Source organism: Xanthomonas sp. WHRI 7065, assembly GCF_040203115.2.
Taxonomy (GTDB): domain Bacteria; phylum Pseudomonadota; class Gammaproteobacteria; order Xanthomonadales; family Xanthomonadaceae; genus Xanthomonas; species Xanthomonas arboricola.
The window spans coordinates 1,150,283-1,163,497 of sequence record NZ_CP168194.1; the positions used below are offsets into that span (position 1 = coordinate 1,150,283).

The 13,215-nt window shown below is 67.6% G+C and carries 13 protein-coding genes; 8 read left to right on the top strand and 5 right to left on the bottom strand.

From position 1 onward, the window contains the following. Positions 1 to 644: 644 nt before the first annotated feature. Positions 645 to 1,064 (bottom strand): hypothetical protein, encoded by a 420-nt coding sequence (locus ABQY64_RS04890; RefSeq protein ID WP_102254755.1) that lies wholly within the window; start codon positions 1,062 to 1,064, stop codon positions 645 to 647. A gap of 174 nt (positions 1,065 to 1,238) precedes the next feature. Here ABQY64_RS04890 and sufT point away from each other — a divergent pair, with 174 nt between their 5' ends. From sufT to ABQY64_RS04915, 5 genes are all read left to right on the top strand, one after another. Further along, complete coding sequence (gene sufT / locus ABQY64_RS04895; protein ID WP_016900709.1) at positions 1,239 to 1,793, top strand: putative Fe-S cluster assembly protein SufT; 555 nt, start codon at positions 1,239 to 1,241, stop codon at positions 1,791 to 1,793. 64 nt (positions 1,794 to 1,857) lie between these two features. After that, positions 1,858 to 2,943 (top strand): branched-chain amino acid aminotransferase, encoded by a 1,086-nt coding sequence (locus tag ABQY64_RS04900; protein WP_039523741.1) that lies wholly within the window; start codon positions 1,858 to 1,860, stop codon positions 2,941 to 2,943. Between the two features lie 315 nt (positions 2,944 to 3,258). Beyond that, the gene (locus ABQY64_RS04905; protein ID WP_115510488.1) at positions 3,259 to 5,004 is read left to right on the top strand and encodes a S8 family peptidase; all 1,746 of its coding nucleotides are present in this window, start codon (positions 3,259 to 3,261) and stop codon (positions 5,002 to 5,004) included. A 260-nt stretch (positions 5,005 to 5,264) separates the two neighbouring features. Then, positions 5,265 to 6,674, top strand: coding sequence for a S8 family peptidase (locus ABQY64_RS04910; RefSeq protein WP_349780377.1), 1,410 nt, complete (start codon positions 5,265 to 5,267; stop codon positions 6,672 to 6,674). Positions 6,675 to 7,037: 363 nt separating this feature from the next. Further along, the gene (locus tag ABQY64_RS04915) at positions 7,038 to 8,735 is read left to right on the top strand and encodes a S8 family peptidase (protein ID WP_115510487.1); all 1,698 of its coding nucleotides are present in this window, start codon (positions 7,038 to 7,040) and stop codon (positions 8,733 to 8,735) included. Positions 8,736 to 8,936: 201 nt separating this feature from the next. Here the strand turns inward: ABQY64_RS04915 and ybaK are convergent, their stop codons facing one another. The 4 genes from ybaK to wrbA all read right to left on the bottom strand — a co-directional run bounded on the left by ybaK (position 8,937) and on the right by wrbA (position 10,983). Continuing rightward, positions 8,937 to 9,410, bottom strand: a complete 474-nt coding sequence (ybaK, locus tag ABQY64_RS04920) for a Cys-tRNA(Pro) deacylase (protein WP_115510486.1) — start codon at positions 9,408 to 9,410, stop codon at positions 8,937 to 8,939. A gap of 4 nt (positions 9,411 to 9,414) precedes the next feature. Beyond that, positions 9,415 to 9,900, bottom strand: a complete 486-nt coding sequence (locus tag ABQY64_RS04925; protein ID WP_102583828.1) for an asparaginase domain-containing protein — start codon at positions 9,898 to 9,900, stop codon at positions 9,415 to 9,417. Positions 9,901 to 9,985: 85 nt separating this feature from the next. Beyond that, positions 9,986 to 10,330 (bottom strand): DUF2069 domain-containing protein, encoded by a 345-nt coding sequence (locus tag ABQY64_RS04930; RefSeq protein ID WP_039523750.1) that lies wholly within the window; start codon positions 10,328 to 10,330, stop codon positions 9,986 to 9,988. After that, positions 10,327 to 10,983 (bottom strand): NAD(P)H:quinone oxidoreductase, encoded by a 657-nt coding sequence (gene wrbA / locus ABQY64_RS04935; protein ID WP_172454310.1) that lies wholly within the window; start codon positions 10,981 to 10,983, stop codon positions 10,327 to 10,329. Before wrbA ends, ABQY64_RS04930 begins: the two co-directional genes overlap by 4 nt. Before the next feature lie 51 nt (positions 10,984 to 11,034). On the opposite strand from wrbA, the gene ABQY64_RS04940 reads away from it, so the two are divergent. From ABQY64_RS04940 to ABQY64_RS04950, 3 genes are read left to right on the top strand one after another with little or no spacing between them, the layout of a single operon-like run. Further along, positions 11,035 to 12,312 (top strand): YihY family inner membrane protein, encoded by a 1,278-nt coding sequence (locus tag ABQY64_RS04940; protein WP_115510485.1) that lies wholly within the window; start codon positions 11,035 to 11,037, stop codon positions 12,310 to 12,312. Beyond that, entirely contained in the window at positions 12,309 to 12,917 is a 609-nt protein-coding gene (locus ABQY64_RS04945; protein ID WP_016900699.1) for a TlpA disulfide reductase family protein, read from the top strand. The genes ABQY64_RS04940 and ABQY64_RS04945 overlap by 4 nt, the downstream gene beginning before the upstream one ends. Beyond that, positions 12,917 to 13,183, top strand: coding sequence for an acylphosphatase (locus tag ABQY64_RS04950; RefSeq protein ID WP_104593907.1), 267 nt, complete (start codon positions 12,917 to 12,919; stop codon positions 13,181 to 13,183). Before ABQY64_RS04945 ends, ABQY64_RS04950 begins: the two co-directional genes overlap by 1 nt. Positions 13,184 to 13,215: the final 32 nt, after the last annotated feature.

The window sequence follows — 13,215 nt, forward strand, 5'->3', positions numbered from 1 at the left end:
AAGCTCGGCTCTTCGAGTGCGCGGTGCCCTTACCGCTTGCGGGACACGCCGTGAATCCATCCGTGGAGGCTCCTTGGCGGCATCCATGCCGCCAAGGGTCCCGCAACCGGCAAGGACACCGCACCAGGAAGTTGGTCGGTGGTCAGTTGCACAACTGCTTTCGGTTGCGAGTCTTGCTCTTGGGAAGCTAAAAAGTTTGCAGGTTGCTTTGTTGAGCCGCTGCCGGTTACTCGGCTTGCGCTTGGGAAGCCGATCGAACGCACGGTGATCCGAACAGCGCACACCATGCATTGCTTGCACCAGCGCACCGACCATCTCGCTTGGTCCTTGCCCGCCCACCGTCGCGGGACCTTACGCGGCATGGATGCCGCGTAAGAGCCTACATGGACGTACTTGCGGCGTGTCCTGCGATGGTGGGCGGGCAAGGGCCCTGCAGCAAACACACAGCGTCGAGGGTGCGGCGAGGACACCGCACCGGTTACCGGTTGCTCTGTCGAAAACCATGTACACCGACTATCTCGACTGGTCCTTGTCCGCTCACCGTCGCGGAACCTTACGCTGCAGGAGTCGCGTGACTTGAGCTGTTCAGATGAAGCATCAGCTTCAACGGATGCCTAGTGGCAGCCATTGCGAACGCGTCCGACTCAGCGCGCCGCCCACCACGCCAGGACCAGCGCGGCGGCATAGCACAGCAGGTCGAAGCCGTTGTTGGCCAGTTGCAGCAGGGTCCAGGCCAGCCCGGTGCCCATCTTCTGTGCCGAGGTCCACGGGTCCAGGCCCAGTGCGTTACCCAGCTGCGCCGAGGCGATGCCCCAGTTGGCGCCGACGATGATCAGCGCGGTCGCCACGACCGCGATGCCGATGCGCAAGGGACCGGCGCCCAGCGTGCCCAGGCGCAGCATCCAGACGATTTCCAGGGCCACCAGCACCGCCATCCAGCCGGCCTGGTTGCCCAGCGCGAGCGCGATGAGCATCCAGGCAATCAGGGCGGTGACGCATCCCAGCAGCAGGAGCGGGGGCCAGAGCCAGTGGGCGGTTCTGGCGGACGCGGTGGTAGGCGGCATTGGAGCTCCTGACAGTGCGCACATGATAAAGCGCGCGATGTACTTTGCGCGGTGATGGACGCGCCGATGGAATGCAGCGTCGTCGCCGGCTCCATCCCGCAACGGCAGCGGCGTTGCCGTGGTCGGCTAGAATGGCGGACTTGCGCGCATCCGCCGCGGCCCCATATCCAGCCCATGTACTCCCGTAGCAGCGAACCCGTCCAGTTCGAACGCGATTGCGATGCCGTCATGGTGCCGCAGGGCGATTCGGTGACCCTGCCCGCAGGCAGTTACGGCTATATCACCCAGGCGCTGGGTGGCAGCTACACAGTCTTTGTCGAAGGCAACCTGTTCCGCATTGCCGGCAAGGATGGCGATGCGATCGGCAAGGAGGCCCCGCCGGGGCTGGAACTGCCCGCCGATGCCAGCGACGAAGAGGTGGAGGCACTGGTGTGGCAGCAGTTGCGCACCTGTTTCGACCCCGAGATCCCGTTCAACATCGTCGATCTGGGCCTGGTCTACGAGGCGGTGGTCAGCCATCGCGAGGAAGACGATCAGCGTCGGGTGGACGTCAAGATGACCCTCACCGCGCCCGGTTGCGGCATGGGCGAGATCCTGGTCGACGATGTGCGCAGCAAGGTCGAAATGATTCCGACCATTGCCGAAGCCGATGTCGAGCTAGTCTTCGACCCGCCGTGGGGCCGGCATATGATGTCCGAAGCAGCCCGTCTCGAGACCGGCATGCTCTGATCGTCAGGCGCCATGTCCAAGAGGTGGCGCCGCGTCCTTTCGCCCGCCATACAGGAATCTTCCGGTGTCCGTGTCCTTCGCTTCCACCCGTTCCCCGTCGCCGCGCAGTGCCGACGAGCTGTCCGTGATCCTGGCCGCGCCCGGCTTCGGGCTGCATTTCACCGACCACATGGTCGCCATTTCCTGGACCAACGAGCTTGGTTGGCATGACGCGCAGGTACGCGCGTATGGCCCGCTGCAGCTGGATCCGGCTGCCTCGGTGCTGCATTACGGCCAGGAGATCTTCGAAGGCATCAAGGCCTACCGGCATGCCGACGGCTCGATCTGGACCTTCCGCCCGCAGGCCAATGGCGAGCGGTTGCAGCGCTCGGCGCGCCGGCTGGCGCTGCCGGAACTGCCGGTGGACCTGTTCGTCGAATCGCTGCGCCAGCTGGTGGCGGTGGATGCGAGCTGGGTGCCGTCGGCCCCGGAAACCAGCCTGTATTTCCGCCCGTTCATGATCGCCGACGAGGCATTCCTGGGCGTGCGTGCGGCGCACAAGGCCTCGTACTACGTCATCGCAAGTCCCGCCGGTCCGTATTTCGCCAAGGGCGTGGCGCCGGTGTCGATCTGGTTGTCCACCGAGTACGCACGTGCGGCCAAGGGCGGCACCGGCGCAGCCAAGTGCGGCGGCAACTACGCCGCCTCGCTGCTGCCGCAGCAGAAGGCCTATGCGCAGGGCTGCTCGCAGGTGCTGTTCCTGGACCCGGTGGAAGGCAAGTACATCGAAGAACTGGGCGGCATGAACGTGTTCCTGGTCTACAAGGACGGCACGCTGGTGACGCCGGAACTGTCCGGCAGCATCCTGGAAGGCATCACCCGCGACAGCATCCTGCAACTGGCCCGCGATCGCGGCATGCAGGTGATCGAGCGCAAGGTCGCCATCGATGAGTGGAAGCAGGGCGTGGCGTCGGGCGAGATCACCGAGGTGTTCGCCTGCGGTACCGCTGCCGTGGTCACCCCGATCGGCGAGCTGAAGGGCGATGGCTTTGCGGTCGGCGACCTGTCCGCCCCGGCCGGCGAGGTGACCATGTCGCTGCGCCAGGAGCTGACCGACATCCAGTACGGGCGCGTCCCGGACCGCCACGGTTGGCTGGTGCGTCTGTCCTGAGCCAAGACATCGCGTCAAAAAAGGCCTCTGCGCGGTCGCGCAGGGGCCTTTTTTTTGGGCGCAGCGCAGCAGGTATGTGGCAATTCATGTCCGAATGTGTCGTCAACTGACTGAACGGTGCCGTACGGTGTCACAAATCTGATATTTAATTTATGGAAAGTGCGAACTTCTTATTGTCCAGTCTGGTTGTAGTGCGGTAGGTTCGCTGAACGGATCGATAACAGGGGATCGGTCCGGGACCTCGGTGCTGACCTATGGAAGGCGGCACCGGCTACCACCGCTCCGGCGGTTCTCTTTGATCTAGAAGGGAATTCGATGTCGAACGAGTCTTTCCGCAAGTGCCCCCGCGCACTGACCATCCTGAGCGCAGCTGCGCTGACCTCGTTGTTGCTGGCAACCCCGGCCTTTGCCGGCGAGGTGTATCTGGATGGCCTGGCCACCGCCCAAACCCACCAGAAATTCATCGTGACCTACAAGGACGGCAGCACCGCGCTGGCCAGTCCAACCGCGTTGAGCACCTCGCTGCGCACCGCCGCGCGCGCTGTTCCGGCCAAGGCCGGCAAGGCGCTGGGCCTGAACTCGGTGCGCCGCCTGGCGATGGGACCGGAGCTGGTCAAGGCCGACCGCGCACTCGACCGCGCCGAAGCCGAGACCCTGATGCGCCAGCTGGCCTCCGACCCCAACGTGCAGAGCGTGGAAGTCGACCAGATCCTGCACGCCACGCTGACCCCGAACGACACCCGCCTGTCCGAGCAGTGGGCCTTCGGCACCACCAATGCCGGCCTCAATATCCGTCCGGCCTGGGACAAGGCCACCGGCGCCAATGTGGTGGTGGCGGTGATCGACACCGGCATCACCACCCATGCCGATCTCAACGCCAACATCCTGCCGGGCTACGACTTCATCAGCGATGCCACCACGGCGCGCGATGGCAACGGGCGCGACAGCAATCCTGCCGACGAAGGCGACTGGTACGCCGCCAATGAATGCGGCACCGGCATTCCCGCCGCCAATTCCAGCTGGCACGGCACCCACGTGGCCGGCACGGTGGCCGCGGTGACCAACAACACCACCGGCGTGGCGGGCACGGCCTACAACGCCAAGGTCGTGCCGGTGCGCGTACTCGGCAAGTGCGGCGGCTCGCTGTCGGATATCGCCGACGCCATCATCTGGGCCTCCGGCGGCAGCGTCAGCGGCATTCCGGCCAATGCCAATCCGGCCGAAGTGATCAACATGTCGCTCGGCGGCGGCGGTACATGCTCGACCACCATGCAGAACGCGATCAGCGGTGCGGTCTCGCGCGGCACCACGGTGGTGGTGGCGGCAGGCAACGATTCTGCCAACGTGTCCGGTTCGCTGCCGGCCAACTGCGCCAACGTGATCGCGGTGGCAGCCACCACCTCGGCCGGCGCCAAGGCCAGCTATTCCAACTTCGGCACCGGGATCGACGTGTCGGCGCCGGGCTCGGCGATCCTGTCCACGCTCAACAGCGGCACCACCACCCCGGGCAGCGCCAGCTACGCGTCCTACAACGGCACCTCGATGGCGGCGCCGCATGTGGCCGGCGTGGTCGCGCTGGTGCAGTCGGTCGCGCCGAGCGCACTCACCCCGGCTGCAGTGGAAACCCTGTTGAAGAACACCGCACGTGCGTTGCCGGGCGCCTGCTCGGGCGGCTGCGGCGCCGGCATCGTCAATGCCGATGCGGCGGTGACTGCCGCCATCAGTGGCAGCAATGGCGGCGGCGGTGGCGGCACCGGCAACACCCTGACCAACGGCACGCCGGTCACCGGACTGGGCGCGGCCACGGGTGCGGAGCTGAACTACACCATTGCGGTACCGGCCGGCAGCGGCACGCTGACCGTGGCGATCAGCGGCGGCAGCGGCGATGCAGACCTGTACGTGCGTGCCGGCAGTGCGCCGACCGACACTACCTACACCTGCCGTCCGTATCGCAGCGGCAATGCCGAGACCTGCAGCATCAGCGCGCCGTCTGGCACTTACTACGTGCGCGTCAAGGCGTACAGCACGTTCTCCGGCGTGACCTTGCGCGCCAGCTACTGAGGCACGTCGGCACTGCCTGGCCCGGCCAGGCAGTGCCGATCCGCTGCAGCAGATCCGCTTCACCCCATCAGCGACGTATCGCCCACGTCTGCCGCATCGGCAGGCGCCGGCGGTGTGTTGCCGCTCGACCGGAATGGACATCGGTCAGTCGTCTCGCCGGGCGCCCGCGCCCGTGCACTGCCTGACCCGATCCGCAGCACGTGGAGCCGGTTCGGCCATCTCGCCGCAACTGCGGCACCCTCTCAAATAAGGAACGATCGATGTCCAATGTGTCGCAACGTCGTGCGCCCACGCGCGCGCTGGTGGTTCTGGGTGTGTCCGCGCTGACCTCGCTGCTGGCAGTGCCGGCGTTTGCCGGTCAGGTCAATCTTTCCGGGCTGGATTCGCAGCCCACCCTGGACCGCTTCATCGTCAAGTACAGGGACGGTTCCAGCGCCGCGGTGAGCCCGACCTCGATGCGCGCATCGCTCACTTCGGTCGCCACCGCTGTGCCGGCACGCGCCGGCCGCGCGCTGGGCCTGAATCACCTGCGTCGCACCGCGCTGGGATCGGAAGTGCTCAAGACCGACCGTGGCCTGGACCGTGCCGAGGCCGAGACGCTGATGCGCCGGATCGCCGCCGACCCGAGCGTGGAGTACGTGGAAGTCGATCAGATCATGTACCCGACGCTGACCCCTAACGACACCCGTCTGTCAGAGCAGTGGGGCTTCGGCACCACCGCCTCGAGCATCAACGTGCGTCCGGCCTGGGATACCGCCACCGGCACCGGCGTGGTGGTGGCGGTGATCGACACCGGCATCACCAGCCACCCCGACCTCAACGCCAACGTGCTGCCGGGCTATGACTTCATCAGCGACGCGGCGCGTGCGCGCGACAACAATGGCCGCGACAACAACCCGGCCGACCAGGGCGACTGGCGCGCAGCCAACCAATGCGGCTCCGGCGTGGCAGCGGCCAACTCCAGCTGGCACGGCACCCACGTGGCCGGCACCATCGCTGCGGTCACCAACAACAGCACCGGTGTGGCCGGCACCGCATTCAATGCGCGCATCGTGCCGGTGCGTGCGCTGGGCCTGTGCGGCGGCACCACCTCCGACATTGCCGACGCAATCGTGTGGGCATCCGGCGGCACCGTCTCCGGCGTGCCGGCCAATGCCAATCCGGCCGAAGTGATCAACATGTCGCTGGGCGGCAACGGCACCTGCTCGAGCACCTACCAGAACGCCATCAACGGCGCGGTATCGCGCGGCACCACGGTGGTGGTGGCGGCCGGCAACAGCAATGCCAACGTGGCCAACTTCACCCCGGCCAGCTGCGCCAACGTGATCTCGGTGGCGTCGATCACCTCGGCCGGTGCGCGTTCGAGCTTCTCCAACTTCGGCAGCACCATCGACATCTCCGGCCCGGGCTCGGCGATCCTATCCACGCTCAACAGCGGCACCACCACCCCGGGCAGCGCCAGCTACGCCTCCTACAACGGTACCTCGATGGCGGCCCCGCACGTGGCCGGCGTGGTGGCGCTGGTGCAGTCGGCGGCCAGCCGTCCGCTGACCCCGGCGGCGGTGGAAACGCTGTTGAAGAACACCGCGCGTCCGCTGCCGGGCGCCTGCTCGGGCGGCTGCGGTGCCGGCATCGTCAACGCGGCCGGCGCGGTCAGCCAGACCCCGTAAGACGCCTCGCGCTGCTAGCGGCCGAGCCGTTGGCAGCGCTGCGGTCTGCGTGATGCGGTGTGTCTGCAGCACGCTCGATACCCCATTGCCCCGCCAAGTGCGGGGCAACGGCGTTTTGGGGGCGGCGCTGGAGAGTAGGACGGCGCGGTCCTGGTCGCCGCCGGCATCTGACTTCAACAGGCCACCTTAACCAACCCGGTGGTTCGCCACGCCTGGCCAGCGATCCCGGCTCAGGTCCGTCCATACCCGGTCGATAGCGTGGGCAGGTGGGCAGCGACGCCAGTCGGCGCGCCTCACCACGATGCAAGGGCGGCACAGATGTGCCCTCGTTTGCACCACGACATCCCGGGGAGGGGTCGATCCATGCGTTATTTACCGTTCAAGGGGCTGCGCCATGTCGCGCTGGCCTGTGCACTGCTATGCGGCACTGCGCCTGCATTCGCTGGCGACGTCAGCCTGCAGGGGCTGGGGTCGGCGTCCGCTCATCAGCGTTTCATCGTCAGCTACAAGGACAGCAGCGCCGGCAACCGTGGGCGTCTGAGTGGCTCGTTACGCGAGATCGCCCGTGCGGTGCCGGCGCGGCGCGGGCGGGCGCTCGGCCTGTCATCGTCGCGCTGGCTCGGGGTCGGGCCGCAATTGCTGGTGGCCGACCGCGCGCTGGACCGGGTCGATGCGGAAACCCTGATGCGTCGTCTGGCGGCCGACCCGGCGGTCAAGCGGGTGGAAGTGGACATGCTGCTGCGCCCGATGCTGGTGCCCAACGACAGCCGCCTGTCCGAGCAATGGGCGCTGGGCACCACCAGCGCCGGCATCAACGTGCGGCCGGCCTGGGACAAGGCCACCGGCAAGGGCGCGGTGGTGGCAGTGATCGATACCGGCGTGACCGCGCATCCGGAGCTGTCGGCCAATATGCTGGCCGGCTATGACTTCATCAGCGACGCCTTCATCGCCCGTGACGGCAATGCGCGCGACACTGACGCCACCGATCTGGGCGACTGGGCCGCGGCCAACGAGTGCGGCAGCGGTGCGGGCGCGTCCAGCTCCAGCTGGCACGGCACCCATGTGGCCGGCATCGTCGCGGCCGCCGCCAACAATGGTGCCGGTACCGCAGGCGTGGCATTCAATGCCAAGGTGCTGCCGGTGCGCGTGCTGGGCCGTTGCGGCGGCTATCTGTCCGACATCGCCGATGCGATCGTGTGGGCCTCCGGCGGCACGGTGTCCGGTGTGCCGGCCAATCCGACCCCGGCCAGGGTGATCAATCTGTCGCTGGGCGGCATCGGTTCCTGCTCGACCACCTTGAGCAATGCGATCGCCAGCGCGGTGTCGCGCGGGACCAGCGTGGTGGTGGCCGCCGGCAACAGCAATAGCGACGTGTCCCAGAGCGTGCCGGCCAATTGCCCGAACGTGATCGCGGTGGCGGCGACCACCTCGGCCGGGGCCAAGGCCAGCTTTTCCAACTTCGGCCAGGGCGTGGATATCGCCGCGCCCGGGCAGGCAATTCTGTCCACGCTCAACAGCGGCAGCACGGCGGCGGGCAGTCCCAGTTACGCGGTCTACAGCGGCACCTCGATGGCGGCGCCGCACGTGGCCGGCGTGGTGGCGTTGATGCAGTCGGTGGCGCTCAATCCACTCAGCGCGGCCAGCGTCGAAGCGATGCTCAAGAGCACTGCGCGTGCATTGCCGGTGGCGTGTCCGCAGGGGTGTGGGGCAGGGCTGGTCAACGCTGATGGTGCGGTGGCTGCGGTGATCGCCTCGACCACCCTGACCAGCAATGCAGCACGCAACGGCCTGGCCGCAGCCACCGGTGGCTCGCTGTATTACCAGGTCAATGTGCCCGCAGGCACGCGCAGCCTGCGGGTGGCGCTCAGCGGTGGTAGCGGCAATGCCGATCTGTCGCTGCGTGCCGGTGCATTGCCGAGCGATACCGCCTACAACTGCCGCACTGCGGTGGTGGGCAATGCCGACAGCTGCACGCTGAGCGCGCCCGCGCCAGGGGTGTATTACGTGCGGCTCAAGGCCACGCTGGCGTTCTCGGCGGTCACGCTGGTGGCTACGTACTGAGCGTGCGCGGAGTCCTGCGCCGGTGGGGTGCAGGACTTCGGTCTTCCTTGGGGCGTGATCTTGCATCGGCCATGTGGCGTTGGCGATGCGTCACGCCGCAGCGGACGTGCGTGACCGCTGCAGCAAACCGGAGCCACCTTTGGATTTCCAGATGCCGGCTTGCGTCAGCCGGCCTGCACGCGGCGCGGTGTTTCGCCGCGGCTAGTCGCAAACACTGCAGGGCCGCGCCTGCAATGCGGCAACGATGCCGTCGCCCGGCAACTCCAGCAGCAAGCCGCGTTGCCCGGCGTTGATCCACAGCGACGGGGCATCCAGCGCGCTGGCTTCGATCAGGACCGGGGCCTGGCGTTGCTGCCCCAGCGGGCTGATGCCGCCGACCTTGTAGCCGGTGCGACGCTCGGCATCGGCCACCTCCATCATGCGCGCCGACTTGCCGTTGCAGGCACTGGCCAGTTTCTTCAGCGACACCCGGCGATCGCACGGGATCACCACGCACACCGGCTGGTCGTCGACCCAGGCCATCAATGTTTTCAGCACCGTGTGCGGCGCCAGTCCCAGGGCGTTCGCCGCCTGCACGCCCTTCGCGTCGGCATCGGCCTGGTAGGCGTAGGGGTGCAACACATAGGCCACGCCGGCGGCATCCAATGCCTTGGTCGCGCGGGTGGCCTTGCTCATGGCGTCAGAGCGATTCGAAGCGGTTGGCGGCGACGTTCTTGCGCACCTTTTCCGGATTCCAGATGCGCCCGTTCATGGCGATGTACACGCCCGCCGGCAGCGACTGCACCGCGCCGACCGCGCAGCCGATGTTGAACTCGGCATCGGAGCCGCGAAAGCGCGCCGGATTGAGCGCGCCGGTCATCACGATGGTCTTGTCAGCGATCGACTGCAGCACCTTGCCGGTTTCCACCATCGAGTCGGTGCCGTGGGTGATCAGCACGTGGCGTGTCGGCTGGGCGGCGATGGTGGCGCGCACCAGTTCGCGGTCGGCAGCGGTGATATGCAGCGAATCCTTGCGGATGATCGGAATCACCGAGAAGCGGAAGGTCACGCCCAGCTCCTTGAGGATCTGGCCGATCTGCGGGTCGCCGATCTGGTAGTCCGATTTGTCGTCGAAGTAGATCTTGTCGATCGTGCCACCGGTGGTGACGATCAGGAGGTCTTCCATTGCTGCGGGTCCTTCAAACGGGCGCGGTGCAGGCCGCGCGAGGGCCGTCATGATACGACCCCGGCGCGGGTGCTGCCCAAGCGGGTCAACGTGGAGGGCGCTTGCGGCCGAAGCGCGCCGCCATGCCGGGGCCGCCCACCAATGCCACCACCAGCAGGGCCAGCAGCACTTCCAGCCAGGCCAGCCCACGCGCCTGCGGCTGGCTCCAGGCGGCCATCACGCCGTGACTGAACCAGCCCAGCGCGAACACGCCGGCCCAGAAACGCGCACGTGCGCTGCGCAGCGCCAGCGCGGCCATCAGCGCCGGCGGCAGTGCGAACACCAGCAGCGCGGCAGTGCGGTGGCGGTCGTCGTGGAACCAGCTCACGAACAGCACCGTCAGCGCGATCAGCGCGGCCGTCAGTAGCCAGTGCGTGGCGCGCAGGCTCATGGGCTGGCCAGGCGCCGGGCGATATCGGCCACCCGGCGGCCCAACGCACGCGCCAGCAGCGCTTCGTCCTCGCTCGGTTGCGGGTCGCCGCCGGCACCGGAGACATGGCTGGCGCCATAGGGTGTGCCGCCGCTGGTGGTATGGCTGAGCGCCGGCTCGGTGAACGGGATGCCGACGATCAGGCAGCCGTGGTGCAGCAGCGGCAGGTGCATCGACAGCAAGGTGGATTCCTGGCCGCCGTGCATCGAGGCGGTGGAGGTGAACACGCCTGCCGGCTTGCCGGCCAGGATGCCGCTGGCCCACTCGGCGCCCAGGCCGTCGAGGAAATGCTTCATCGGCGCGGCCATGTTGCCGAAGCGGGTCGGGCTGCCCAGCAGCAAACCGCTGCATTCGGCCAGATCGGCCTTGTCCACATACGGCGCGCCCTCGTCCGGCACCGGCGGGGCGCTGGTCTGGGTCACCGCCGCTACCGGCGGTACCGTGCGTAGCCGCGCGCCCATGCCCGGCACTTCGCCGATGCCGCGCGCGATCTGCCGCGCCAGCCGCGCCACCGAACCGCCACGGCTGTAATACAGCACCAGAATCTCCGCCATCGCGCATCTACCGCCTGTGTGAGTTGCCGCAGTATCGGCCAAGCCACCGCCTGCCTGCACGCCGCAGTTGCGGCAAGGCCGCGATGACGGCGCATCGGGTACCCTTGCGCGATGTCGCGTGTGAACAAAATCCACCAATGGAAAGAACGGCTGCGCGACCGCGCGCGGACGGTCAGCTTCGGGCGCTTCCTGTGGCGCCGCTTTCTCGACGACCGCCTGTTCCAGGCGGCCGCCTCGCTCGCCTATACCACGGTATTTGCGCTGGTGCCGCTGGCGATCGTCGTATTCGGGGTGCTGTCGGCGTTCCCGGCCTTCAACGAGTGGAAGGACGCGCTGACCGACTTCATCTTCAACAACTTCGTGCCCGGCGCGGCGCGCTCGGTGCAGAACTACCTCAATCGTTCGCTGGAGGACCTGGGCAAGTTCACCGTGGCCGGTATGGTCGCGCTGGTGGCCTCGCTGCTGATCACCCTGCACAGCATCGAGCAGACCTTCAACAGCATCTGGCGGGTGGCCGCCGCACGCCCGAAGGTGACACGCTTCCTGATCTACTGGACGGTGCTGACCCTGGGCACCATGCTGGCCGCCGCCTCGATGGCGATGGCCGCCTACGTGTTCGCGCTGCCGCTATTCCGCACCACCGAAGGCCAGTGGCTGGCCGAATTCGCCTGGCGGCTGGCGCCGATGGCGGTGGAATTCGTCTGCATCGTGCTGATCTACCGCGTGGTGCCGCAGCATGGGGTACGCCTGCGGCATGCGTTGCCGGGCGCGTTGCTGGCGGTGATCCTGATGGAAATCGTCAAATGGGGCTTCGGCTTCTATCTGGGCAATTTCCAGACCTATCAGCGCATTTACGGCGCGCTGTCGGCGCTGCCGATCCTGCTGTTGTGGATCTACCTGAGCTGGGTCTCGGTGCTGCTGGGCGCCTCGCTGGCCTCCTCGATGGCGGCATTCCGCTACCAGCCCGAAGCGATGCGGCTGCCGCCGGGTTTCGAGATCTATGGCCTGCTGCGCCTGCTCGGCCGCTTCCGCCAGGCACGCATCCACGGCAACGGGCTGGACGAAGACCGCATCCTGGCGCTGGAGCCGATGCTCACCGACACGCTGATGCAGGAGTTGCTGTGCGAACTCAAACGCATCCGCCTGCTGCGCCGCGACGAGCGCGGTCAGTGGCTGCTGGCACGCGACCTGGACGTGGTGCCGCTGGCCGAACTCTACGAAAGCTGCCAGCTGCGCGTGCCGATCGAAGACCGCCCCCTGCCGTGCCGCGACGATGCCTACGGCCAGGCCGCTGCCGCTGCGCTGGAACAACTGCGCCAACCCTTGCGCAGCGTGCTGGCGCAACCGGTCGGCGACCTCTACACCCACCTTCCCGGAGACCTTACATGACCGTGCGCCTTGTGCGCGGCGCCTGTGCGCTGCTGTTGCCGCTGGTGTTGCTGACCGCCTGCAAACCCACCGGCGAGGGCACGCCCGCCGCCGGCGGTGCAGCGCCGGCGACCACCGCACAAACACCGCAAACGCCGGCCGCCCCCGCCGACCCGGCCAGCCCAACCGACACCTCGGTGGTGCAGCAGACCGCCGAGATGCCCAAGCTGTCGCTGCCGACCGTGACCGGCGAGGCCTATGACCTGGCCGCGCATCGCGGCAAGTGGGTGGTGGTCAATTTCTGGGCCACCTGGTGCGCGCCATGCCTGAAGGAAATGCCCGAGCTGTCGGCGCTGCACACCATGCGCGACACCATCGAAGTGGTGGGCCTGGCCTATGAAGACATCAGCAGCGCCGACATGCAGGCGTTCCTGAAGGACCACCCGGTGTCGTACCCGATCGCCATCCTCGACCCCTACCAGCCGCCGCAGGACTTCGCCACGCCGCGCGGGTTGCCGATGACGTATCTGATCGGGCCGGACGGCAAGGTGGCCAAGCAGTTCCTCGGCCCGGTGACCGCACGCGACATCGAGACGGCGGTGGGCATCACCGGCAAGGCCGGCTGATGCAGGCGGCGCGCTTTATCGTCACCGGCGTGGTGCAGGGCGTGTGGTTCCGCGCCTCCACCCGCGAGCGCGCGGTTGCGCTGGGCCTGCGTGGGCATGCGCGCAACCAGCCCGACGGCAGCGTGGAGGTGGTCGCTGCCGGGCCCGACGCCGCGCTGGACGCGCTGGAAACCTGGTTATGGCAAGGTCCGCCGGCGGCCAGGGTGGCGGCGGTGACCCGCACGCCCTGCGCGCAGCCGCCGACTGAAGAATTTGTAACTGGCTGAGTCGCTGCCAGCCGGGCAGGCCAACAGACTTG

Excerpts from the sequence above, each read along its gene's own strand:
- ybaK (WP_115510486.1), bottom strand. The coding sequence starts at position 9,410 with ATGAGCAAGGCCACCCGCGCGACCAAGGCATTGGATGCCGCCGGCGTG.
- ABQY64_RS04940 (WP_115510485.1), top strand. The coding sequence starts at position 11,035 with ATGTCGCGTGTGAACAAAATCCACCAATGGAAAGAACGGCTGCGCGAC.
- ABQY64_RS04950 (WP_104593907.1), top strand. The coding sequence starts at position 12,917 with ATGCAGGCGGCGCGCTTTATCGTCACCGGCGTGGTGCAGGGCGTGTGG.
- ABQY64_RS04945 (WP_016900699.1), top strand. The coding sequence starts at position 12,309 with ATGACCGTGCGCCTTGTGCGCGGCGCCTGTGCGCTGCTGTTGCCGCTG.
- ABQY64_RS04905 (WP_115510488.1), top strand. The coding sequence starts at position 3,259 with ATGTCGAACGAGTCTTTCCGCAAGTGCCCCCGCGCACTGACCATCCTG.
- ABQY64_RS04910 (WP_349780377.1), top strand. The coding sequence starts at position 5,265 with ATGTCCAATGTGTCGCAACGTCGTGCGCCCACGCGCGCGCTGGTGGTT.
- ABQY64_RS04915 (WP_115510487.1), top strand. The coding sequence starts at position 7,038 with ATGCGTTATTTACCGTTCAAGGGGCTGCGCCATGTCGCGCTGGCCTGT.
- ABQY64_RS04925 (WP_102583828.1), bottom strand. The coding sequence starts at position 9,900 with ATGGAAGACCTCCTGATCGTCACCACCGGTGGCACGATCGACAAGATC.
- ABQY64_RS04890 (WP_102254755.1), bottom strand. The coding sequence starts at position 1,064 with ATGCCGCCTACCACCGCGTCCGCCAGAACCGCCCACTGGCTCTGGCCC.
- ABQY64_RS04930 (WP_039523750.1), bottom strand. The coding sequence starts at position 10,330 with ATGAGCCTGCGCGCCACGCACTGGCTACTGACGGCCGCGCTGATCGCG.
- sufT (WP_016900709.1), top strand. The coding sequence starts at position 1,239 with ATGTACTCCCGTAGCAGCGAACCCGTCCAGTTCGAACGCGATTGCGAT.